The organism is Nonomuraea sp. NPDC059194 (assembly GCF_042754765.1).
GTDB lineage: Bacteria > Actinomycetota > Actinomycetes > Streptosporangiales > Streptosporangiaceae > Nonomuraea.
The window spans coordinates 59124-81522 of sequence record NZ_JBHZBH010000017.1 but is presented as its reverse complement, the minus strand read 5'-3'; the positions used below and the strand labels follow the sequence as shown (position 1 = coordinate 81522).

General features: G+C 71.2%; 23 protein-coding genes. 8 read left to right on the top strand and 15 right to left on the bottom strand.

The features are described 5' to 3' along the window. The first annotated feature begins 43 nt into the window (after positions 1-43). The gene (locus ACFXJ8_RS21545) at positions 44-832 is read left to right on the top strand and encodes a hypothetical protein (protein WP_379645696.1); all 789 of its coding nucleotides are present in this window, start codon (positions 44-46) and stop codon (positions 830-832) included. Positions 833-1208: 376 nt separating this feature from the next. Here ACFXJ8_RS21545 and ACFXJ8_RS21540 read toward each other — a convergent pair whose 3' ends face one another. Beyond that, positions 1209-1445: a DUF397 domain-containing protein gene (locus ACFXJ8_RS21540; protein WP_379645695.1), complete on the bottom strand. Its 237-nt coding sequence runs from the start codon at positions 1443-1445 to the stop codon at positions 1209-1211. Then, positions 1442-2260: a Scr1 family TA system antitoxin-like transcriptional regulator gene (locus ACFXJ8_RS21535; protein WP_379645694.1), complete on the bottom strand. Its 819-nt coding sequence runs from the start codon at positions 2258-2260 to the stop codon at positions 1442-1444. Before ACFXJ8_RS21535 ends, ACFXJ8_RS21540 begins: the two co-directional genes overlap by 4 nt. A 152-nt stretch (positions 2261-2412) precedes the next feature. Between ACFXJ8_RS21535 and ACFXJ8_RS21530 the strand changes: the two genes are divergently transcribed. Further along, positions 2413-2703: a hypothetical protein gene (locus ACFXJ8_RS21530; RefSeq protein ID WP_379645693.1), complete on the top strand. Its 291-nt coding sequence runs from the start codon at positions 2413-2415 to the stop codon at positions 2701-2703. Here the strand turns inward: ACFXJ8_RS21530 and ACFXJ8_RS21525 are convergent. From ACFXJ8_RS21525 to ACFXJ8_RS21515, 3 genes are all read right to left on the bottom strand, one after another. Continuing rightward, a complete protein-coding gene (locus ACFXJ8_RS21525; RefSeq protein WP_379645692.1) occupies positions 2687-3127 on the bottom strand; it encodes an NUDIX hydrolase in 441 nt (146 codons plus the stop codon). The two genes, ACFXJ8_RS21530 and ACFXJ8_RS21525, sit on opposite strands and share 17 nt — an antisense overlap. Before the next feature lie 263 nt (positions 3128-3390). Continuing rightward, positions 3391-4023: a DUF47 domain-containing protein gene (locus ACFXJ8_RS21520; RefSeq protein WP_379645691.1), complete on the bottom strand. Its 633-nt coding sequence runs from the start codon at positions 4021-4023 to the stop codon at positions 3391-3393. Between the two features lie 91 nt (positions 4024-4114). Further along, complete coding sequence (locus ACFXJ8_RS21515; RefSeq protein ID WP_379645777.1) at positions 4115-5038, bottom strand: anion permease; 924 nt, start codon at positions 5036-5038, stop codon at positions 4115-4117. A gap of 153 nt (positions 5039-5191) precedes the next feature. On the opposite strand from ACFXJ8_RS21515, the gene purU reads away from it, so the two are divergent. Beyond that, the gene (purU, locus tag ACFXJ8_RS21510) at positions 5192-6040 is read left to right on the top strand and encodes a formyltetrahydrofolate deformylase (protein WP_379645690.1); all 849 of its coding nucleotides are present in this window, start codon (positions 5192-5194) and stop codon (positions 6038-6040) included. A gap of 113 nt (positions 6041-6153) precedes the next feature. On the opposite strand, the gene ACFXJ8_RS21505 is transcribed toward purU, so the two are convergent. The 3 genes from ACFXJ8_RS21505 to ACFXJ8_RS21495 are packed head-to-tail and all read right to left on the bottom strand — an operon-like array spanning position 6154 to position 9396. Continuing rightward, the gene (locus ACFXJ8_RS21505) at positions 6154-6486 is read right to left on the bottom strand and encodes a VOC family protein (protein ID WP_379645689.1); all 333 of its coding nucleotides are present in this window, start codon (positions 6484-6486) and stop codon (positions 6154-6156) included. After that, entirely contained in the window at positions 6483-7310 is an 828-nt protein-coding gene (locus ACFXJ8_RS21500; protein ID WP_379645688.1) for a helix-turn-helix domain-containing protein, read from the bottom strand. The genes ACFXJ8_RS21505 and ACFXJ8_RS21500 overlap by 4 nt, the downstream gene beginning before the upstream one ends. Before the next feature lie 49 nt (positions 7311-7359). Beyond that, positions 7360-9396, bottom strand: coding sequence for a prolyl oligopeptidase family protein (locus ACFXJ8_RS21495; protein ID WP_379645687.1), 2037 nt, complete (start codon positions 9394-9396; stop codon positions 7360-7362). Positions 9397-9650: 254 nt separating this feature from the next. Here ACFXJ8_RS21495 and ACFXJ8_RS21490 point away from each other — a divergent pair, with 254 nt between their 5' ends. Beyond that, positions 9651-10160 (top strand): HNH endonuclease, encoded by a 510-nt coding sequence (locus ACFXJ8_RS21490; protein ID WP_379645686.1) that lies wholly within the window; start codon positions 9651-9653, stop codon positions 10158-10160. A gap of 21 nt (positions 10161-10181) precedes the next feature. On the opposite strand, the gene ACFXJ8_RS21485 is transcribed toward ACFXJ8_RS21490, so the two are convergent. Genes ACFXJ8_RS21485 through ACFXJ8_RS21475 form a run of 3 tightly spaced genes read right to left on the bottom strand, consistent with a single transcriptional unit; the run spans position 10182 to position 12279 of the window. Further along, positions 10182-10541, bottom strand: coding sequence for a DUF5130 family protein (locus ACFXJ8_RS21485; protein WP_379645685.1), 360 nt, complete (start codon positions 10539-10541; stop codon positions 10182-10184). 5 nt (positions 10542-10546) lie between these two features. After that, on the bottom strand, positions 10547-10837 hold the full coding sequence (locus ACFXJ8_RS21480) for a hypothetical protein (protein WP_379645684.1): 291 nt from the start codon (positions 10835-10837) through the stop codon (positions 10547-10549). A gap of 41 nt (positions 10838-10878) precedes the next feature. Then, a complete protein-coding gene (locus ACFXJ8_RS21475) occupies positions 10879-12279 on the bottom strand; it encodes an amidase (protein ID WP_379645683.1) in 1401 nt (466 codons plus the stop codon). Positions 12280-12474: 195 nt separating this feature from the next. On the opposite strand from ACFXJ8_RS21475, the gene ACFXJ8_RS21470 reads away from it, so the two are divergent. The 4 genes from ACFXJ8_RS21470 (at position 12475) to ACFXJ8_RS21455 (ending at position 17848) form a co-directional block, all read left to right on the top strand. Beyond that, the gene (locus ACFXJ8_RS21470) at positions 12475-13251 is read left to right on the top strand and encodes a nuclease-related domain-containing protein (RefSeq protein ID WP_379645682.1); all 777 of its coding nucleotides are present in this window, start codon (positions 12475-12477) and stop codon (positions 13249-13251) included. A gap of 139 nt (positions 13252-13390) precedes the next feature. Beyond that, positions 13391-15229 (top strand): dihydroxy-acid dehydratase, encoded by a 1839-nt coding sequence (gene ilvD / locus ACFXJ8_RS21465; protein WP_379645681.1) that lies wholly within the window; start codon positions 13391-13393, stop codon positions 15227-15229. Between the two features lie 530 nt (positions 15230-15759). Then, complete coding sequence (locus ACFXJ8_RS21460; RefSeq protein ID WP_379645680.1) at positions 15760-16245, top strand: helix-turn-helix transcriptional regulator; 486 nt, start codon at positions 15760-15762, stop codon at positions 16243-16245. Between the two features lie 670 nt (positions 16246-16915). After that, positions 16916-17848 (top strand): serine hydrolase, encoded by a 933-nt coding sequence (locus tag ACFXJ8_RS21455; RefSeq protein WP_379645679.1) that lies wholly within the window; start codon positions 16916-16918, stop codon positions 17846-17848. Positions 17849-18160: 312 nt separating this feature from the next. On the opposite strand, the gene ACFXJ8_RS21450 is transcribed toward ACFXJ8_RS21455, so the two are convergent. From ACFXJ8_RS21450 to ACFXJ8_RS21435, 4 genes are all read right to left on the bottom strand, one after another. Next, positions 18161-18367: a zinc ribbon domain-containing protein gene (locus ACFXJ8_RS21450; RefSeq protein WP_379645678.1), complete on the bottom strand. Its 207-nt coding sequence runs from the start codon at positions 18365-18367 to the stop codon at positions 18161-18163. Positions 18368-18372: 5 nt separating this feature from the next. Next, positions 18373-19197 (bottom strand): GNAT family N-acetyltransferase, encoded by an 825-nt coding sequence (locus ACFXJ8_RS21445; protein WP_379645677.1) that lies wholly within the window; start codon positions 19195-19197, stop codon positions 18373-18375. A 9-nt stretch (positions 19198-19206) separates the two neighbouring features. Then, the gene (locus ACFXJ8_RS21440; protein WP_379645676.1) at positions 19207-20169 is read right to left on the bottom strand and encodes a hypothetical protein; all 963 of its coding nucleotides are present in this window, start codon (positions 20167-20169) and stop codon (positions 19207-19209) included. Between the two features lie 578 nt (positions 20170-20747). Further along, positions 20748-22178 (bottom strand): serine/threonine-protein kinase, encoded by a 1431-nt coding sequence (locus tag ACFXJ8_RS21435; RefSeq protein WP_379645675.1) that lies wholly within the window; start codon positions 22176-22178, stop codon positions 20748-20750. Positions 22179-22399: the final 221 nt, after the last annotated feature.

Here is a 22399-nt window from a genome sequence, read left to right as displayed (position 1 = left end):
GAGCGGGCGCCGCTCAGGCCTCAGCCCGTTGTAGCATCGGCCGATGAGCACGAGCTTCGCCGCGGCTCTCCATGACCTGCGCCCAGGCGCGAGCGCGCAGGCCGCCGCGATCACCAGGGGCGTGAGCGGGCCCGCCACGACAGTGCCGTCGCGCACCATCACGCTCACCCACGGCCTCGAAAGGCTCCGCTGCGCCTCGCTGCTCAAGCCGCTGTACTGCTGGGCCGCCGCCGCCCACCTCACCGACCAGGGATTCTGGCGCGGCCACGCCGAGCCTGCCGTCGTCTCCTCCTCCAACAGCGACACGCGGGCGCTGTGGCTGGCCGTGGGCCCTGCGGTGATTCTCGAGGAGATCCAGCGGCGCACCGGCGCGGCCTGGAGCCGGGGCAACGGCGACCCGTCCCGCTTCGGCTCGGTCGAGGTCGCGGCCGCCGAGGTCGCCACCGCCTACACCGCCCTCGCGCAGGCCGCCTTCGCCGGCGACCCCGTCGCCGCCGACGTGCTGTCCTGGATGCGCGAGGTGCCCGAAGGGCAGGCGTTCGGCGTGCGCGAGGCGCTGGCCGTACCCGATGCCGCGATCAAGTGCGGCTGGTACGGCGGAGCCGACGAGAGCTGGCTGCGCACCCACGCCGTCGCCGTCATCCCGCGCGGCGGCACCGGGGTGACCGTCGTCGTCGGGCTGACCGCGCAGCTCTACACCAACGAGAGCGAACGCGAGCTCTACCAGGCCAGGCTGGCCGAAGGGCTGCCGGTGGAGGCGGAGCACGAGCGCGCCTGCGGGCCGCTGCTCCGCGGTCTGATGTCAACCGCACACAACGAGGTGATCGCTTGACTCCCGTTCACGGCTCCGAGCGGCGCGACCTGCCGTCCCGACCGCTTCCCGCTCGATCCCTGCCCGCCCGTTTGCTGCCCGCCCGCTCCTTGCCGCCGCGGGACAGGCCGCTGCCCGTCACGGCTCCCCGCGCCCTGCCCGCGCGTTCCCTCCCGCACAGGGGCCTCACCAGCTGAGGCCCGTACCCTGCTCGGCGCGCCTGCCGACGACCGAGCAGGGTACGGCCCGAGCCCCTTCATCGGGCAGGGTCGGTCCGAGCCCCGTGCCTCGGGCACGGCCGGTCCGGATCCCGAGCCCCGAGCCCCGAGCCGGGCGCGCGGCACGCCTCCGCGAGCCCGGGTCGGGTGTTGTGCACGGTTGGAGATCTGGCGCCTGATCAGGCCAGATCGTCGAATTCGCCGTCCTTCATGCCGAGCCTGAAGGCGTTCCACTCGGCCTCGGTGAAGAACAGCCTGGGTCCGTCAGGGTCCTTGGAGTCACGCAGGACGAAGAGCCTGTCCTGCTCCGGCTTGTGCGTGGCGACGTCCCCGGGCGTGTCGAGGACGGCTACTTCGACGCAGTCCCCGCCGTTGCCGCCGCTGCGACGGGCCTTGCGCCATGTGAGGTGGTTCATATGCTCTCCTCCACTTTCGACAGCAAATTTAGACTTGCGTGAACCGGTAAGGCGAGTGACCTGATCACGTCCATTCTGCGGGCGATGGATTCCACATCGCCTGGACGATCCGTGACGTACCCCTCGCCCGCGGACTCGAGATAGACGAGATCGGGCTCGCCGGGAACCTTCGCGATGACGAAGGCGCCGGTCAGGCCCGGCACCGCCTGGGCGTCCACCGGGACGACCTGCACGGTGACGTTCGGCAGTTCGGCCGACTCCAGCAACGCCCGCACCTGCCCGCGCATCGTCGCCGCCGAGCCGACGGGCCTGCGGACCACCCACTCGTCCAGCACCACCCAGTACATCGGCGGATCGGGTCGGCGCAGGACGGCCTGCCTGGTCATGCGGGCCGCCACCGCCTCCTCCGCCTGCTCCGCCGTCGCGGCAGGCTCCCTGCGGAAGACCTCCCGCGCGTAGTCCTCGGTCTGCAGCAGGCCGGGGACCAGCAGCGGCTGCCACGTCTGCAGCGTGCGCGCCGTCTGCTCGATCTCCAGCCATGGACGGAACCAGGCGGGATAGGCCGCCTTCCGCACCAACGGCCACAGCCGCAGCAGCGACCCGCCGGTGTCGAGCACCAGGTCGGCACGCTCGGCGAAGTCACGCGACGGCGTGCGCCTGGCCAGCTCGATCGCGCAGACCAGGGACAGCGAATAGCTCAACCGCTCGGCCAACTGCTCCTGGGAAAGCCCCGCACGCGTGCGGAACTCCCTCAGCTCCGAGCCGAAGAACGCCAGCGGGCTGGAGCTCGGATCGAGCTCGCGTGCAGCAGGCATCGGGGGACTCCGGTTCTACAGAGGTTCTACAAAAGCGGCCGGGCTTCACACACTCCAGGTGTCGCACCCGAATCCATACCTAGAGTAGTCACTTGAATGCACGCTGGGGTCACGACAGGGGAATCTCACCGATCTAAGGACGTGTGGCGCTTATGGGTGCCGTCTACACCCAACGGGTGGAAGAAGAACAGATCCAGCAGCTGGGGTGGGTACAGGACCGGCTCGTCGAGTCCGGCAGACGCGCCCTCCTGGTCAGACATCTGCGGCTGACGCTCCTCCAGAACAGGTACGACCCGCCCGAGCGCGGCGGTCCCGTGCTCATCACCGGCTCGCTGAAGATCAGCGTGGACGGCGGCTTCCACGTCGAGCACGACGACGGGCGCACGGCCGACTTCCTCGACGCCGACGAGGTGGCCGCCTACGTTGCTAGCTCAGGCTCCTGATCACCTCAGGCAGCTCCGGCGGGTCGAGACGACCCGGCAGCGAGCCCAGCTCCTCGGCGCCGAACCAGCCGTACCCGAGAAGGGCCTCGCTCTCCTCCTCCGTGAGCTCGCCCGGCTTCACCCGGGGACTCGCCTCGTCGAAGCGGGCCACGAAGAACGGCTCGACCTTCACGTAGCGAACGCCCAGCCAGGTGAAGTCACGCTCCACCGCGACCCATCTGTCCTGGACGGCGTCACCCGGCAGGCCCGTCTCCTCGGCCAGCTCGCGCCTGGCCGCCTCGAGCGGCGTCTCGCCCTGATCGAGCCCGCCTCCGGGAGGCTCCCAGATGGTCTCGTCGCTGACGCGGTCGTACCAGTGCATCAGCAGGACCCTGCCGTCGAGATCAAGACACACCACTCTCGCCGCCGGCCGGTCGCTGCTCACGGGCGTTCCCCTCCGTGGTGTCTTTTCTTCTGTACGGCAAGCACTCGATAGGCCACCGCGGTCACCGGTGACCATCCGTCGATCACGCTACTCCAGCAGGACTTCGCGCCTGTCTCCGACGTGCCACTGCATTCGACCTACCGGGTGCCCATCGGTGCCCGCTCGGGGATCGCCGCCCGCATGCCGTACCGGATCAGGTCGCGTGCCGGACCGGATGGGGCCTGCTACCTGGAGCCGATGGGGTCGCGGGGTCGGTCCCCTGCTCAGCGTTTCATGGCCCCGTCGGCGATGGCGTCGGCCGCGTCGCCGATGGCCATGCCGACGATCTCCAGCCGACGGACCAGCTCCCGCTCTTTCATCGCGTCAGCCGTCAACTCACCCGAGAAGATCCGAGCGATCTCATACTGGTACATCCGCCGGACGGCGCCCCCCGCCTTCTTCGCCTCCAACGCGTCGTGGACCACCGCCGAGGGTCGCGAGGCGAGATCGCGCACCGCGCTCTCCAGCGCCTCGATGCCAACGATCACCTGGTCCAGCAGCGGAGCGAACCTGATCTGATCCGGCACCCGATACAGGTGCGACTCCCGCACGAAGTCTCGCAGCGAGTCGAGGACGTCGTCGATCGAGCGGGACAGCCGGAACAGGTCCTCCCTGTCGATGGGCGTGACCAGGGCGTTCCTGAGCTCCTCGACGAGGCGGGCGCGCTCGGTGTCGCCGAAATGCTCGATGGAACGCATCTGCTCGTGCGCGCCGGTCCTGCCCACCTCGCCGCCGATCATCGCCATGGCCAGCCAGGCGCCCTGCTTGGTCGCCGCCAACTGCCCGACGAGCGCCTCGGTGAGCGCACCGTCCATCCTGCCCGCCAACAGGTCGCGAATCCGACTCAGCCGCTTCATGCCACCTCCGCCCGCTTCCTTCACATTCTCACCAGCGCCCGTGCCGACCCTTGTCGGCCCCTTCACCTCCCGCACCCGCTCGGCCGTCGTCTCATGCGATCCCTCGGAAGGCGAAGGCTGTCACGCAGGCGAGGAGTCCGGCGACCGGCAACGTGAGGACCCAGGCGACGACGATCTTGACGGCCGCATACCACCGCACCCTGCCGCCGCCCAGTGCGACACCGGCTCCGATGAGGCCGCCCGCGATCGACTGGGTCATGCTCACCGGCATCCCCGCCGCCGCGCACCCGATCACCGTCACGCCCGATCCGAGCTCGGCCGCGACACCGTGGAGCGGGCGGGAGACGATGATCTCGCGGCTGAGGGTGCGGCCGGCCTTGGGCATGCCGTACAGGGTGCCGAGGCCGAACAGCAGCGCGGCTCCGAACGAGACGGACGGCCCCCCGCTGCCCAGGGCGATCAGGAAGACGGCCAGCATCTTCTGCCCGTCGTTGGCCGCGTAGGCGACGCACTGGAGGACGAATCCCGCCCAGTGCCAGCTCGACAGCCCTTTGCTGGTGGTCACGGCGACGAGCAGGCGGGTGGCGCCCCAGGCGGCGAACGCTCCGGCGAACGGGGCGAGCAGACCGACGGCCAGGACGAGCAGCACGGATCCTGCCGACACCTCGAGTCCGGCGCCGAGGCCCGCGCCGGTCAGGCCGCCGACGATGGCGAGGGTCAGACTCGTGGGCCGTCCGTAGTGGCTGAGGACCAGGACGACCGCGATGGCGGACAACACCGCGATGATCATGGCGCGGGAGGCGTTCGGCCCCTGGAACGTGGCCAGGCGGGTGACGAACGTCAGCGCGACCTGTTGGGAGACCAGCGGCACCAGGCCGGTCAGCAGGACCAGGGTCAGGACGCCGACGATGGGCCGGATGGTGGGGAGTTTGAGGCCCGTGGCCAGCAGGGCGCCGCCGTCGTTCATCCCGGACACGACGGCGAACAGGCAGGCGACCAGCACCTCCACGGGCATGCGTTCCACCCAATCCCACCCGCGTAGGGATCACAACCCGCAATCTGCCTGCTTCGGGTCCAAGATGGGACTGTTCACCAGGAGGAAGTGGAGGGCGCGGGGGAGCGATACTCTGCCCAGATCAGCCGTAAGACGCCCGACGAGAGTCACGATATGAACGCCGAGTACGTCCTGACGTTGTCCTGCCCCGACCGCCCCGGCGTGGTCGCCGCCGTCTCCGGCCTGCTCGCGCGCAGCGGCTGCAACATCACCGAGAGCCAGCAGTTCGGCGACCAGAGCGCCGAACGGTTCTTCATGCGGGTGCAGTTCAAAGCCGCCCTGCCGCACGACGAGCTCACCGCCGCCGTCGCCGCGCTGGCCCCCGAGCTCGGCATGGAGTTCAAGCTGCGCGACCTGTCGGTCAAGCCGCGGGTGCTCATCCTGGTCAGCAGGTTCGGCCACTGCCTGAACGACCTGCTGTACCGGGTCCGCTCGGGGCTGCTCGACATCGAGATCGTCGCCGTCGCCTCCAACCATCCGGACCTGCGCCCGCTCACGCAGTCGTACGGGATCGACTACCACCACCTGCCCGTCACGTCCGAGACGAAGCCCAGGCAGGAGGCGGAGATCCTGGCGCTGGTCGAGCACTACCAGGTGGAGCTGGTGGTGCTGGCCCGCTACATGCAGGTGCTGTCGAGCGACCTGTGCGAGAAGCTGGCGGGCCGGGCGATCAACATCCACCACTCGTTCCTGCCGTCGTTCAAGGGCGCCAAGCCGTACCACCAGGCCCATGACCGGGGGGTGAAGCTGATCGGCGCGACGGCGCACTACGTCACCTCCGACCTGGACGAGGGGCCGATCATCGAGCAGGAGGTGGCGCGCGTCAACCACAGCCACTCGGCGGAGGACCTGGTCGGGATCGGCCGCGACGTGGAGTGCGTCGCGCTGGCGCGCGCCGTCAGGTGGCACGCCGAGCAGCGGGTGCTGCTCGACGGCCACAAGACCATCGTCTTCCCCCGCTGATCTCCCTTCTCGTACGGCAAGCCGGGTCAAGGCCACCGTCCCTCACCGGTGGCCGCCCGTCCTTCACGCGTACTCCAGCGGGACTCCGGCTGATCGTGCAGACGTGGCAAGGGTCAGGGCCGGTACGTGCCGAAGAACCAGAGGTTGCCCTCCGGGTCCTTGCACCCGTACTCCCTCGACCCGTACGGCTGGTCCACCAGCTCCATCGTGACGACGGCTCCCGCCGCCACCGCTTTGTCGTGGTGGGCGTCGGGGTCGTCCACGGCGACGTAGACGCCAGGCCCGCCGGGCTTGCCCTGGCCCAGCATGATCATGTCGTCGCCGACGAGCATCTCGGCGTGGATGTCCATCACCTGGTGCGGGACGAACCCGAAGGCGGAGCTCAGGAACTCGGCCGCGGCGAGGACGTCCTGGTAGCGGGCCAGCGCGAAAACGGTTCGTTTCATGTATCCGAGTCTGCGCCCGCGCCCGCCTGCGGTCTTGGACGAATCTGACCCGGCGTGGCGCCCGCCATCGCGCGGAACTCGCGGTTCATGTGCGGCTGGTCGTAGAAGCCGCACGCCGCCGCCACCTGCGCCAGGTCCGCGCCCGAGCGGAGCAGGCTCATGGCCCGGTCGAAGCGGATCACCCTGGCCGACGCCTTGGGTGTCAGGCCGACATGGTCGTGGAAGCGGGCGACGAGGTGTCGGTGGCTCCAGCCGAGCGAATCCGCCAGCCACGCCACGCTGACCGATCCCGACGACTCCAGCAGCCGCTTCCACGCCCACACCACCCGCGGGTCGGGCGGGGGAGCGGGCAGGATGCGGGCGGCCAGCAGCGATTCGGCCGCCGCCAGGCGGTCGCGCCACGAGGTGAGCTCGCCGAGCCTGGCGACCGTCGCAGGGCCCCAGCCGGGCAGCAGGTCGTCGACCGGCACCACCAGGTTCGCCACCTCGCTCATCGGGACACCGAACAGGCGGCGCGCGCCGAACGGGGTGAGCCTGGCCTCGACGCCCTCGGTCGGGGCGGCCATCCTGGTCACGGTGTAGCGGTCGCCGAGCCCGCCGGTGAACGAGGTGAGCCGCGCGCCGCCGACCTCCATGGGCGTGCCGAAGGCGAGGATGAGCACCGCGCCCGGCATCGCCACCTCGGTGCGGACGACCGGGCTCGCGTAGTGCTCCCGGTAGGCGCACAGCCGGGTGACGTAGGGGCGCAGGGCGGCGCCCGGCGTGCGCTGGACCATGGTGAGGCCCAGCGCCGATGAGGCCGGGTCGGCCGCCGTCGCGCCCATGCCCCGACGATACGCCGCCTCGCGACGCGCGGCCTGGACGTCCGGGCCGTCAGAGGCCGGTGTGCTTGGCCAGGAAGGTGAGCTGGTCGGCGGCCAGGTCGACGGTGCGGCTCACCGAGCGCGCCCCATGGCCCACCTCGGTCTCGTTGCGCAGCAGGATCGGCGCGTCGCCGGCCTGCGCCTGCTGCAGCGCCGCGCACATCTTCCACGCGTGCAGCGGGTGCACCCTGGTGTCGGACTGGAACACCGTGAACAGCGTCGCCGGATAGGACACGTCCTCACGCACCTGGTGGTACGGCGAGTACGCCCACAGCCACGGGAACTGCGTGGGGTCCTCGGCCGAGCCGTACTCGACGTTCCAGGTCGCGCCGAGCCCGAACAGCTCGTAACGGATCATGTCGAGCAGCGGCGCCGAGCACGCCACGGCCGCGTAGAGGTCGGGCCGCTGGGTGAGGGCGGCGCCGACCAGCAGGCCGCCGTTGGAGCCGCCCGAGACGGCCAGCTGCTCGGAGGTGGTGACGCCGGTGTCGATCAGGTGCTCGGCGGCGGCGTGGAAGTCGTCGAAGACGTTCTGCTTGTTGGCGAGCATGCCGGCGCGGTGCCAGTCCTCGCCCTCCTCGCCGCCGCCGCGCAGGCCCGCGATCGCGTAGACGCCGCCCGCCTCGACCCAGGCCAGGATGGAGGCGGAGTAGCCGGGCGTCATGGAGATGCCGAAGCCGCCGTAGCCGTTCAGGATCGTCGGGCGCGGCCCCTCGCGGTCGACGGGCTCGATCACCAGCAGGCGGACGTCGGTGCCGTCCTTGGACTGGTAGACGACCTGCGACGTCTTGACCGGCGGCACCTCGACCGCGCCGGGGGAGGCCGCCCACAGCGTGGTCTCTCCGGTGACGGCGTCGTAGCGCTGGATGGTCGGCGGCGTGGTGTTGTCGGTGTAGCCGAACCACGCCTCGTGGCCGCCCTCGGGCCGCTCGGAGATCCCGCCGATCGTGCCGAGGCCTGGCGTGGGCACCTCGCCGGTCTTCTCGCCGGTCGCCAGGTCGTGGAGGCTGATCTCGCTGAGCGCGTGGCGGGTCCAGCCGACCAGCATGACGGGCCGCTCGAGGTCGTCGAGGATGGCGAAGTCGCTCAGCACCGCCTCGGGGTCCTCGGGGATCAGGTCGGTCCACACGGACGGGTCGGCGGGGTCGGCGACGCAGACCCGCGCGCGCGACGCGTCGCGGTCGGTGTGGACGTAGATGCGCCCGTCACGGCCGAAGACCAGCCCGGTCTGGGCGTCGACGCCCTCCTGGACCACGGTCAGCTCGGGCCGCTCGGCGGGGGAGGCGGTCAGGTCGGCGATCCACAGGTCGTTGCGCGGCGCGGTGCCCTCGGAGGCGGAGATCTGCAGCCAGCGGCCGTCGCGGGAGACCGACACCCCGTAGTAGTTGGTCATCTTCAGGCCGTCGCCGAAGATCATCACGTCGTCCTCGGTGGAGGAGCCGACGCGGTGCAGGTAGACGCGACGGTGGAACTGCGACTCGCCCTCGGGCACCTCGGTGCTCGGCAGGCGGCGCACGTAGTAGAAGGCCTCGCCGCCCGGCAGCCAGGCGACCGGCGAGTAGCGGCACCTGTCGATCGGGCCCTCGACCCTGGCGCCCGTCGTCACGTCGATGATGTAGAGCGAGGACTCCTCGTCGCCGCCGACCGAGATCTGGTACGCCAGCAGGCGCCCCTCCTTGTCGGGCTGCACGGCGTCGAGCGTGGTCAGCCCCGAGGGGTCGATGGCCATCGGGTCGATGAGCGCGCGCTCGGTGCCGTCGGCCTCGACGACGTAGTAGACGGCGTGCTCCTGGTCGGGGGTGCGGCGGGAGAAGAAGTGGCGCTCACCACGCCAGACGGGCACACCAACCGAGCCCGAGCGCAGCAGTTCGGCGATGCGCTCCTTGAACCTGCGCGGCTCGGCCTGCGCGCTGAAGAGCTCCTCCTGCGCCAGCAGCCAGCCCTTCACCTCCGGATCGTCGGAGTCTTCGAGCCATCGGTAGGGGTCGGGCACGGGGGTGCCGTGCAGGGTCTCGACGATCTCGTCTCGGCGAGCGGCTGGGTACATGCCTGAACCCTACCTGCGACGCGTAAAGCCCAAGTAGACCGGGCATAAATGACATCGCGCGTCCCTGCGGTCATCAGTAATGGGTGGCGGGGACATGCCGTAAACGCCAGACTGGGTGAAGGACGGTGCCGTGGTGACCATCCGTTGGACCGTCCGGCGGAGGTCCACGTGACGGAAGCGACCGGGTCCCAGGAGGGACCGCCAACAGGGGTCTTGGCCCCTTTGATACCCGTGCGTCGGGGGGTGGCCCCCTGATGCGCCAAGTACTCCTGCTCAACGCCACCTACGAGCCACTGACCACGCTCTCGCTGCACCGCGCCGTCGTGCTGGTGCTCAGGGAGAAGGCCGACGTCGTCCACCGTGATGGCAGGGGAGCGGTCCTGCGCTCCGCCACCTGCACGGTCGACGTGCCGTCGGTGATCAGGCTCCGAAGATATGTCCGCATCCCCTACCGGTCCCGCATCCCCCTGACGCGGGCGGCGCTCATGCGTCGCGACGACTTCCGCTGCGCCTACTGCGGCCAGCGGGCCGAGACCATCGACCACGTCATCCCCCGTTCCAGGGGCGGCACGCACACGTGGGAGAACTGCGTCGCCTCCTGCATGCCGTGCAACCACAGGAAGGCCGACAAGTTCCTGGAGGAGCTGGGGTGGACGCTCCACGTCGCCCCGGCGGTGCCAAGGGGCGCCCACTGGCGGCTCATCGGCGCCCAGCTCGTCGGCGATCCCCAGTGGGCGCCCTACCTGTCGGAAACGGCGGCGTAAATCCACTGACGGCCTGCCGTCCTACCGTCGTGTGGCCTGCTCGGCCAGGGAGTTGATCCCGTAGAGCAGGCCACCGACGAGGTCGCCCGCGCTGAACGCGGTGGCCATCGACATCGCCGTCAGCCTGCACATGCCGTCGGACAGCCGCAGCCTGGCGGTCTCACCCGTGACGATCTCCAGCGCGCGGCCGGCGGCGTCGACGTAGATGAGCACCGCGTCGGGCGCCTCCTCGCCCATGGCGGCGTGCAGCCGTTCGGCGAAGTGGCGTCTTCCGCCCACGGGAGCGCCGAGGAAGGCGCCGAAGCGCAGCCCGCTGCGCCGTTCGGCGGCCGCGAGAGCCGTACGGACGTCGTCGGCCTGGGCGGCGGTCAGTCTGCGCATGGCCGTCACCACCCCGCCGAGGCGCCGCCGGCCCGGCCGCCCGGTTCGGCCGTCCGCGCCGCGCCCAGCCAGTCGACCTCGGGTGTGGCCGCCCATGGCGCCCTTCGGTCGGACAGCACCAGATCGGAGGTGCTGACCCCGTACTCGCTGTGCTGGGGGCCGCCCAGCCAGACGACGTCGGGGGCGTCGTGCTTGCCCACCCTCCTGGCCGGCAGCATGACCGCCAGGCTGATGAGGACGAACACTCCGAGCGAGGTGCCGACGAGGAAGCCGAGGATCTCCAGCGCGCTGTCCACACCACGACGGTAAACCCGCCGCGCCGCGCGGACCAGCCCCGTCACCAGACGGACGGTCTCCGCGCACCCCAGAACCCGCCTCTGGCCGCCTCGACCTGCGCCGACAGCGAGATCAGCGTGCCCTCGCCGCCCACCCGTCCCCCCAGCATGACGCCGATCGGCAGGCCCTCGGCGTTCCAGTGCAGCGGCAGGTTGACGGCGGGCTGGCCGCTCACGTTGTAGATCGGCGGGAAGGGCGCGAAGCGCTTCATCCGCTCGAAGGTCTCCTCGGGGTCGCCGCCGTCCTCGAACCAGCCGACAGGGACGGGCGGCTGCGTGACCGTGGGCGTCAGCACCGCGTCGTAGGGGTCGGTCGCCATCAGCGCCAGGCGCGTGGCCAGCTGCAGCGACGACTGCGCCTGCAGAAAAGTCGGAGCCGGTACGGCGAAGCCGCGCTCGCGCAGCCATGCCGTCAGTGGGCGCAGCAGGTCCTGCCGGTCGAGCGCGACGGGGTGCATGCACGCGAACGAGTACCACATCGTGACGAACTGCGGCACCAGGTCGGGGCCGAACGGCGAGGGAATGTCGACCACTTCGTGCCCGAGCCCCTCCAGCGTCTTGGTCGCCTCCTCGTAGGCGGCCAGCACGTCGGCGTGCACCTCGGCGCCCTCCACGACGGGCGTGGCATACCTGGCGATCCGCAACCGGCCGGGGTCCTTGGCCGCGCACTCGAGGAACGTCCCCTCGTGCGGAGGGGCGAGGTAGAGGTCGCCCGGGCTGTTGTGCGCCATCACGTCCAGCAGCGCCGCGGCGTCGGCGACGGTCCTGGCGATCGGTCCGTTCGTGGCCAGGCCCGCCAGATCCGGGATGATCGGGGCGAAGCTGATGCGGCCTCTCGTCGGCTTGATGCCGTACAGGCCGCAGACCGAGGACGGGATCCTGATCGATCCGGCGCCGTCGCTGCCATGCGCGGCGGGCGCCAGCCCGGCCGCCACCGCGGCCGCCGCGCCGCCGCTCGACCCGCCCGCCGAGCGCGACAGGTCCCACGGCGTACGGCTGGGCGGCGACACCGACGTCTCGGTGTAGCACGGCAGCCCGAACTCGGGCGTGGCCGTCTTGCCCAGCATGACGGTGCCGGCCTCGCGCAGCCGTTCCACGACCGTGTCGTCGACGGGGGCGACGAAGTCCTCGTACGTCGCCGAGCCGAACCTGATCGGCACGTCCTTGACCAGGTTGAGGTCCTTGACCGGGATCGGCACGCCGTACAGGGGGCCGTGGGGGTCGGTGAGCTCGCGGGCCTGCGCGAGCGCGCGCTCGGCGGTCACGGTGACATAGGCGCCGACCTGCGGGTCGATTCGTTCGATGCGGTCGAGGTAGTGCTCGGTGATCTCAACTGGTGAGATTTCCCGGCGCCTGACGGCTTCCGCCTGCTCAAGAGCGGTGAGATCATGTATGTGCGCCACGAACCGCAGAGTAGGCCGAGTTGTCTAGAGAGGAAAAGAGGTAGATACCCCGAATTGGGGCCGCCAACTCGGTGACGTGGGCCATAAAACTATGGACGCGCCAACAGTAGGCACCGGCCGGGGGCTCAGCTACCGTTTGTAAGCGTGGACTCCGCTAAGCAGCGAGAAGACGGTAACACTACGTCACCGATCTGGGTGAGTGACAGGCCTGCCGAGGATGAGGGCACCGCAGCCGAGCACTCCGCGCCCACGTCAACGTACGCCCCCGTCGAACGCGCTTCTCTGCTCGGCCTGCTCCAACAGCCCAGATACCGGCACCTGCGCACGCGCGCCCTGATCGCCGTCGCCGCCGGTGTCGTGGTGGGCTTCCTCGTCGCCGACGTGCGCGTGGGCATCACCGCGGCCGTCCTGGCCGCGATCGCCGACACGGTCTACCGCGCCAGGTCGCACTCGACCGTTCCCGCGTGGCGGCGCTCGTCGGTCGCCGAGCGGAAGACCGAGGCGCAGCTGAAGCGGCTGGAGCGCAGCGGCTACCGCACGCTCCACGCCAGGGCGATTCCCGGCAGTGAGGCGCAGATCGACCACCTGGTCATCGGTCCCACGGGCGTCTACGCGGTCGACTCCGAGAAATGGGACAGACGCCTGCCGGTGCGCGTGCAGATGGGCAAGAAGCTCTTCCACGGCCCCTTCGACATGAAAGCCCGCCTCACCGAGGCCAAATGGGAGGCGACCCAGGCCGGCGAGCTGATCAGCAAGGCCTACGGCCGTGAGATCAGCGTCGTGGCATCGCTGGCGATCTACGGCCCGCCCGTCCCCTGGAAGATCATGACGATCCGCGACGTCGACGTCTACGAGGGCGCCAGGGCGCGCAAGTGGATCACCAAACGGGAGCGCGCGCTCACCGACGAGGAGATCGAGCGCCTCTACGAGATCGCCGCCCAGGTGCTTCCGCCCCGCTACGGCGAGGGCTGACCCCCGTCCGATCCGGCCGCCGCACCCCGGTGCGGCGGCCTTCGCATGTGCCCGCCCGACGTCCGGCTCGTGGACAGGCGTCTCAGCAACCGAGCGAGGGTCGTACCATGTGTAGACGCTAGCGATGGGAGATGCGCACATGCCCGCCCTCAGGTCTCGTACGGTCACGCACGGCAGGAACATGGTCGGCGCCCGGGCCCTGCTCCGGGCGACGGGCGTAGCCGGCGGCGACTTCGGCAAGCCCATCATCGCGGTGGCCAACAGCTTCACCCAGTTCGTGCCTGGCCACGTGCACCTGCGCGAGGTCGGCGACCTCGTCGCCGGCGCGATCAGGGAGGCGGGGGCGATCCCGCGCGAGTTCAACACGATCGCCGTCGACGACGGCATCGCGATGGGCCACGGCGGCATGCTCTACTCCCTGCCCAGCCGGGAGCTGATCGCCGACGCGGTGGAGTACATGGTGAACGCGCACTGCGCCGACGCCATGATCTGTATCTCCAACTGCGACAAGATCACCCCTGGCATGCTGCTGGCCGCCTTCAGGCTGAACATCCCGACGATCTTCGTCTCGGGCGGGCCGATGGAGGCGGGCAAGACGCCAGGCCGCAAGCTCGACCTGGTCGACCCGATGATCGCCGCGGCCGACGACTCCGTCTCCGACGAGGAACTCCTCGAGATGGAGGAGAACGCCTGCCCGACCTGTGGATCGTGCTCGGGCATGTTCACCGCCAACTCCATGAACTGCATGGCCGAGGCGATCGGCCTGGCACTGCCCGGCAACGGCACGATCCTGGCCACGCACAAGAAGCGCCAGAAGCTGTTCGAGGACGCCGGCCGCCGCGTGGTCGAGATCGCCAAGCGCTACTACGACGACGACGACGAGTCGGTGCTGCCGCGCGCGATCGCCACCAAGGACTCCTTCGAGAACGCGATGGCGCTCGACGTGGCGATGGGCGGCTCGACCAACACGATCCTGCACATCCTGGCCGCCGCCCGCGAGGCCCAGGTCGACTTCGGGCTCAAGGAGATCAACGAGATCTCACTGCGGGTGCCGTGCCTGTGCAAGGTCGCGCCGGCCACGAACAAGTACCACATCGAGGACGTCCACCGCGCCGGCGGCATCCCCGGCATCCTGGGTCAGCTCGACCGGGCGGGCCTGCTGCACCGCGACGTGCACACCGTCAACGGTGGCACGCTCGGCGAGGTCATCGCCGCGTGGGACCCCTCCTCCGAGAGCGTGCTGCCCGAGGCCGTGGAGCTGTGGCACGCAGCGCCCGGCAACGTCCGCACCGTCAAGCCGTACTCCCAGGACAATCGCTGGGACGACCTCGACCTCGACAGGGCCGAAGGCTGCATCCGCGACCGGGAGCACGCCTACAGCAAGGACGGCGGCCTGGCCGTCCTCTACGGCAACATCTCGCGCGACGGCGCGGTGGTGAAGACCGCGGGCGTCGACGAGTCGATCTGGAAGTTCACCGGCCCCGCCGTGGTGTTCGAGTCGCAGGAGGAGGCCGTCGACGGCATCCTCGGCGGCAAGGTCAAGGAGGGCGACGTGGTCGTCATCCGCTACGAGGGCCCCAAGGGCGGGCCTGGCATGCAGGAGATGCTCTACCCGACCTCCTTCCTCAAGGGCAAGGGGCTCGGCAAGGCCTGCGCGCTGGTCACCGACGGCCGCTTCTCCGGCGGCACCTCGGGTCTGTCCATCGGGCACGCCTCTCCCGAGGCGGCCGAGGGCGGCGCGATCGCGCTGGTCGAGGACGGCGACCTCATCGAGATCGACATCCCCAACCGGGTGATGGAGCTCCGGGTGCCCGAGGCCGAGCTGGCCGAACGGCGCGAGCGGCTGCTGGCCGACCTGGGCGGCTACCGGCCGCGCGAGCGCCAGCGTCCGGTGAGCGTGGCGCTGCAGGCCTACGCGGCGATGACGACCTCCGCCTCCACGGGCGCCTCACGGGACCTGTCCCAGCTGTCGCGCTGACCCCCTGCTTGTCGGTACGGCCCGCACCCCGCCAGGGACGCGGGCCGTACCTCGTGGGGAGCGGCCACCTCCACCCGGTTTCCTTCGGAACGCCCGGAGACCTCCTGCCGGTTTCCTTCGGAACACCCGGAGACCTCCTGCCGCGCTTTCTTTCGGAACACCCGGACACTTCCACCCGGGGCGCGGGAGGTTGCGGAACACCCGGACACCTCCAGCCGGGGCGCGGGAGGTTTCGGAGCGCCTGGACACCCCCTGTCAGGGACTCTTTCGGAGCGGCCGGACACCCCCGGTCCGAGGCGCGGGTCGTTTCTCGATGCGACCGAGCACCTTCCTCGTGGTCGCCGGACACGCCGCCAGGGACGTGACGTCGAGATCTTCGCCACCGCCCTGGCCGATCTCGGCCCCGGCACGGCGAGAGTCGGGCACAGCGTGCGAGACCCGTGATGGATGCGCGCGTCGAGGCGCGGAAATCCCGCCAACAGGCGTACACTCTTTCGAAAATTGTCGGTGCCGGGCCGTACTCTATGGGTATGACGACAGTCGTGAAGTCCCCCACGCGACCACTGACGACCGCTGAGATCGCCGCCCTCGCCCTCTCCCTGGCGCACCTGGGAGCGGGCCCGCAGGCCGTCACCGCGCGCCGCGGCCTGCGCCACGCGTTCGAGCATCTGGAGCTCGACGACGACGTCATCGCCACCACCCTCGCGACCCTCACCGATCCGCTGCCCATGGAGGTCGCCTCCCGGGCCAGAGTGATCGCCGAGGCGATCACCAGCAGGCTCGTGATCCGCATCCACTACCGCGACGCGGGGGGCAACGTCACGATCCGTGACGTCGACCCCGTGACCTGCCTGGTCCACCGAGAGTTCTGGTACCTGGTCGGCGTGTGCAGGATGCGCCGCGCGATCAGGGCGTTCAGGTTCGATCGCATCATCGCGGTGGAGCCCACGCTGACTCCGGCCCGGCCGCATCTGGCCGACCGGTTCCTGCCGTTCCAGCGGAGGAGGGCCGCCTGATCCCGTAGTGCCATACTCGGGAGCGACCCGACGGGGCAGGGCCGCCCAGCCCCGTCGGCGCGCGGGCGCCACTCGCCGGATGACCTGATCGTGTAGGCGGGCCGTCCACCTCGGGCTTGTATCGGTCCCGACACCCCTCGACCGGCACCCGACCGGCTACCCGGAGCTCCACCCCGGGCCTGCACCGGGCCCTGCACCGGGCCCGGCACCCCCGACCGGCCACCCCCGACCGGCCACCCCCGACCGGCACCCCCGACCGGCCACCCCCGACCGGCTCTCCCGGGCTCCGCCGGGCTCGGCACCCTCCGATCGGCACCCTGGAGTCCTACCTCGGGCCCCGGACTCCCCAGCGGCACCCCAGAGTCCCGCCCCGGGCCCGCACCGGCTCTGCCGCCCCTCGACCGGCACTCCCGACCGGCAGCCCGGAGTTCCACCCCGCGGCTGCACCCGCCCTGACACCCTCGGCCGCCGTAGTGGCTCAGGCCGCCGCCCTGGCCCACATTGCGGCTTCCCGAGGACCGAAGCCCAGCCGGTGGGCAGGATCATCGACTGCCCGAGGTTGGTGGACGCGGCGATCCGCCTGCGGTCCCGCTGCTTCCGGCGTAATACTGATGGATGCTTGACCTTCGGCATCCACGTTGCTTGCCTGACGGCTGGCAGGCTCCGCTGCATGCGTCTTCGGGGGATCTCGCTCGTCGCGATACTGGCGATCGTCACAGGCGGCTGTGCGCACGCGGACGCCGCGCTTTCAGCGCCCGAGCACGGGGTGACGGCGGCGCCCGAGCCCGCCGTCGCGGAGCGAGGCCCGTCTCCGGCAGCGAAGGAATCCGGCCTGCCCACCGAGGTACGGCGAAGGCTGGACCGGGCGCTCGCCGCCTATCTCGGCAGCCGTCCGGGGCGGTTCGCGGTGGCCGTCCACGACGGAACCACGAACGTGCGCTACACCTTCCGCCAGCGCGACCCGTTCATGCTGGCCAGCGTGGCGAAGGTGGACATCCTGCTCGCCCTGCTGATGAAGGCCCAGCGCGAGGCACGGGAGCTGACGGACGAGGAGCGGCAGCACGCCGCCCTGATGATCAGGAACAGTGACAACGCCAGCGCCCAGCACCTGTTCACCGCGATCGGCGGGCCGCAGGGACTGGCCAGGGTGCTGCGCGAGCTCCGCGTCACCCACACCGTGCCCGGCTACAGCTGGGGCGAGACGCTCAGCAGGCCGTCCGACCAGGTGAAGGTGCTCGAACGGCTGACCGACAGGGCAGGCCCGCTCACCGCCCGCCACCGGCGTTACGCGCTCGAGCTGATGTCGTCGGTGACACCCGAGCAGGCGTGGGGCGTCAGCGCCGCGGCCGGGCACGGTCGGGTGGCGTTGAAGAACGGCTGGCTGCCCGTCCGGACGCACGACGGCCTGTGGACCGTCAACAGCGTGGGACGGCTCGCGCTGCCGGGCCACGAGCTGTTCGTCGCCGTGCTGTCGGAGCGCAGCCCCGACATGGGGGCGGGCATCGAGACGGTCGAACGGGTGGCCAGGACGGCCGTCCGCGCGTTCACCGGCACCCCGTCAACCCTGTCGGTCTCGGCCTCGCCAACCGCCGACGTCGGCTAAGGCGGCGTCCACTAACGCGCACCGGCACCGGCGCCCCGTCGACTCGGCCTGGCCGGCCGCCGACGTCGGATAGTGCGGGGTCCACTAACGTGCACCGGTTCCGGGCTTGGGGAGTGCCGAGGTTGACCCACACCGACCCGGTGAGACCGCACGAGCGTCCATTCTCAGGAGCCCGGCTGATAGGTCGGGCACACCAAAGTGGCGGAGCGGGTGAGCCTGAGGTGAACCTGGGCAGCGCCTGCGAGGAGCAGCCGCGGCCCAGCAGGGCGCGGGTCAGGAAGGCCCCGCCTCAGACGCGGCACTCGGAGCGGGTCAGGAGCAGCAGCCACCGCCGCAGCAGCCACCCCCGCCGCCGCCCGAGGGCGCGGAGGCGTTGCCGGTCATCGCGACCGTGGACAGCAGCTTGACCGTGTCGGTGTGGCCCTCGGGGCAGGTCGCCGGGTCGCCGGAGGCCGACATCGGACGGGTCAGCTCGAAGGTGGAACCGCAGGCGCGGCAGCGGAAGTCGTAACGCGGCATGGCACCTAGGGTACGGGTTCGAGCACGACGAAAGCGTAGTCGGACACCGGTTCGTAGCCGATGCTCTGGTAGACCGAGTTGCTGGTGGGATTGTCCAGGTCGGTGAACAGCACCGCCATCGTGCACCGGTCGGCGAGCGCGACCTGGCTGGCGTAGGCGGTCACGGCGGCGCCGTACCCTCGGCGGCGGCTGGAGGGCGAGGTGTACACGGGCCCGATCCTGCACATGCCCGCCGCCTCGGGAGAGATGCCGGCGAGCGCGACTGGGGCGTCGCCGTCCTCCCAGAGCACGATGTCGCCGCGCGCGATGCGGCGCTGGGCCCGCTCGGCCATGTCGCCGTCCGGCCCCAGGCTCACCTCGGCCACGAAGGCGTCGAACCAGTTCACCACCAGCGGGAAGTCGCCCATGTCCGCGCGGCGGCCCTTGCCTGGCACCTCGGGTACGGCGAGCGTGCCGAGCCGGTAGAGACGTTCGGGCCTGCGGCGCGCGGCGGTCGCGCCCGACGCGGCGAGGAAGGCGTCGACCAGCTCGACGGGTCCCGCGATCTCGGGCGTCTTCATGCCGCGCGCCCGCAGTTCCTCGACCAGCGAAGGCACGGCGGCCAGCGGCATGCGGGCCACGTAGAAGGGGCGGGGAGGGGTGTGGAAGACCGCGCCCGTGACCTCGCCGTACTCGCTCCACCAGCCGAAGCAGGAGTCGTCGACGCCGGGCATGCCGTCGCGCAGCCCCGCCAGGACGGTGAGCGGCACGGTGTTGACCGCGGGATCCGTTCTCAGGAAGGCCTCGGCCTGCTCGGCGAACCCGGCGGCGTCAGGGGAGAAGGTCCACATGATCAGGAATCATGCCAGATCGTCCTGCGCGACGAGCAGACGTGCGACGTGCGCGCTGACATCGTGCAGCAGGGTCGACGGCGCCAGGGGCGTGCCCGCCACGGCCGAGACGAGCGACGGCAGGCCAGGGATGGGGAAGCCGTCGTCGGTCAGGGCCTTGGCCCCCACCTCGTTCTTGTCCAGCGCCAGCCTGCTGCGCTCCCACGCGTCGAGCACCTCCTCGGGCGAGGGGACGCCGAAGCCGTGGCCGACCGGGGCGGCGTGGCGCAGCCGTACCAGCGGGGTCTCTGCGAACGCCAGCGCGGTGCGGGCCCGCACGTGCAGGTCCTCGCGCGCCTCAGGAACGATCCAGTCCATCGCCGCGCAGGGATTGCGGCAGGTCGAAACACAGACGGCCAGCGCGCCGGCGACCTGGCTGTGCTGCCTGTCGAAGTAGGCCCGCCAGCCCTCGGGCGGCTCGCTCGCCACCCGCAGCGTGCGGTTGGTCGCCGACTGCTCCGATTTGGTGTGGTCGCACTCCCTGTCGCCGATCACGCCGAACCTGCTGCCCGGCGCGGTCAGCCCCTCCGGCCAGCGCGCGGGGTCGCCCGCGTGACCCAGCTGCGACTCGAAAGCCAGCAGCGGCAGGTACTCGCTGGCGATGTGCACCGCGGCGATCATCGGGCTCAGCTCGCGGCGGAACCACCTGATGGCGATGACCTCCAGCAGCAGGCCGTACGCGGGCCGCAGCGACTCCAGCGCGCCCCTCGGCTGCTCGCGCGGCGTCTGCGGCATGTGACAGTCGCGCGCTCTGCGTCGCAGATCGCTCGGTACGGCGGGCGCGCCCACCGCGAAGTCCTCCGCGTCGAGCGAGAGCAACCGCTGGCCGAACTCGCAGACCTCGGCGATCTCCTCGGTCGGGGCCAGCGCGCCGAGATCGGCGAACGCGTATCGGTTGGCCAGCGCGACGAGCAGATCACGAGTCGTTTCCACGTGATCACTCTCTCATGTGTTGTCCGGTTCGTGCGGTGGAGGGTCGGTGACCCACGTCCCCCCACACAACACCACCCGCCGCCCGGCCCGCACACCCACCCCCTCGAAAGCCCCCTCGAAACCGTCCTCGAAAGCGGCCTGCCGAGATCCGCCTTCCTGGAAGTTCGGGCTCGCTGCCGCAGCGCCTTCGGGGACTTCCGGGCTTCCTGCGGCGCCGCCTGCGCTGGACCTGAGGGCTTCCTGTCGCGCCGCCTGCGCTGGGCCTCGGGGCTTTCTGCCGCGCCGCCTCGCCCTGCCGGACCCGGGTCAACCCCTCGCTTGAGGTCGCGGCCCGGCGAGCGGCGGCGCAGGCGCTCTCGGGGCCGCTCGTCGGGGGAAGGCGCCTCAGCCCGCGCCGCCGGGTCCGACGGTCAGGGGCGGGGCGGCTCAGTTCGCGATGCCGGGTCCGACGGTCAGGGGCGGGGCGGCTCAGTTCGCGATGCCGGGTCCGACGGTCAGGGGCGGGGCGGCTCAGCTCGCGACGCCGGATCCGACGGTCAGGGGCGGGGCGGCTCAGCTCGCGACGCCGGATCCGACGGTCAGGGGCAGGGGGCCTTGATGCACTGGATGCCGCCGGGCCCGGTCTGCGGGTCGGGGGAGGGCGGGGAGACGGTCGGCTCGGGGGACGGCTCCTGCGGCCCGGGCGGCGTCGTCGGCTCCGGGGAAGGCTCCGAGGTCGGCTCATGGGTCGGCTCGGCAGGGGGTGTGACCGGCGGGGTGACGGGCACGGTCGGTGGTGGCGTGGTGGCCGGCGGGACGGTGACCACCTGGCCGGGGCGGGGAGTGATGACCCTGACCTTGCCGCCGCCCGCGGGCGTGCGCCCCTGTTCCTGCTTGGCCGAAACCCGCGCCTGGACCGTGTGCCCGTCGACCGGGAGCGGCACCGGAAACTCCTGCTGGAGACCGCCGACGGGGCCCGGCTCCTGGAACCACGTCCATCCGACGGCCGCCAGCGTGGCCACGAGGGCCGCCAGGGTGGCGCCCGCCACCACCAGCGCCCGCCTGCGCCCGCGGCGCGGCCTGTCGGCGGGCATCGTCATGGGCTCGGCGACCGGCTCCATGCCAGGGCCGTTGGCACGGGCGGGAGGCTCGGACCGCTCAGCGGCAGGCTCGCCGCCGATGACCGGCGTGAGGTCGTCCATCGGGTGGGCGGCGGCGTGCCTGGCGGCGGCCGCCATGTCGGCCGCCGAGGCCCAGCGCATGGCCGGGTCCTTCTCCAGCGCCCACATGACCAGCGAACGCGCTCCCGGCGGAACGTCGTCGGGCAGCGGCGGCACGGGGGCCCTGAGATGCTTGAAGATGATCTGGACGGGCGTCTCGCCGTCGAAGGGCAGCGCGCCGGTCAGGCACTGGTAGGCGACCACCCCGAGCGCGTAGACGTCGACGGCGGGGGTGATGGCGCCCGCCGAGGCCTGCTCGGGCGCGCAGTAGCCCGCCGAGCACATGACGGTGCCCGTCGCGGTCAGCTGCCCGCCGGACGCCGAGTGGGCGATGCCGAAGTCGGTGAGGGTGACGCTGCCGTCGGCCTTGATCATGAGGTTGGCCGGTTTGACGTCGCGGTGCACGATGCCGTGCTCGTGGGCGGCGGCCAGCGCGTCGGCGACCTCGGCGACCAGACGCATCGTCTCCTCGGCGGTGAGCGCGGAACGGCGCAGCAGCCGGTCGAGCGACTCCCCGTCGACGAACTCCATCACCAGGAAGCTCACCCTGCGCCCGTCGCCGAGCTCGCAGGCGCCGCAGTCGTAGACGTCGACGATGCCGGGGTGGGTGAGCGTGGCCATCGCCCTGGCCTCGTTCTGGAAGCGCTGCGCGAAGCGCGGGTCCTCCATGAGGGCGGGCAGCAGGACCTTCACCGCGACGGTACGGCCGAGCACCGCGTCGTCGGCACGCCAGACCTCGCCCATGCCGCCACCACCCAGCCTGGAGGTGAGCCGGTAGCGATCGTTGAGCGTGGTCCCGGATTCGAGCACCCGTCGAGGCTAACACCGCAGGTCCCGCGCCATAGGGGAAACGGGCGAGGGGGTATGGGCCAACCCCCAGGGGGTACCTCACATACCATCCCGAACCCCACCGAACCACGCCGTGGGTGAGCGGTGACCACCGGGCGAGGGTGGTCGAGGTCTTCTGGTCGGTCGGGGCGGCGGGAGGGGGAGCGGTGGCGCGACGGGTTGGAGGGGTGCGAGCCCTCGAG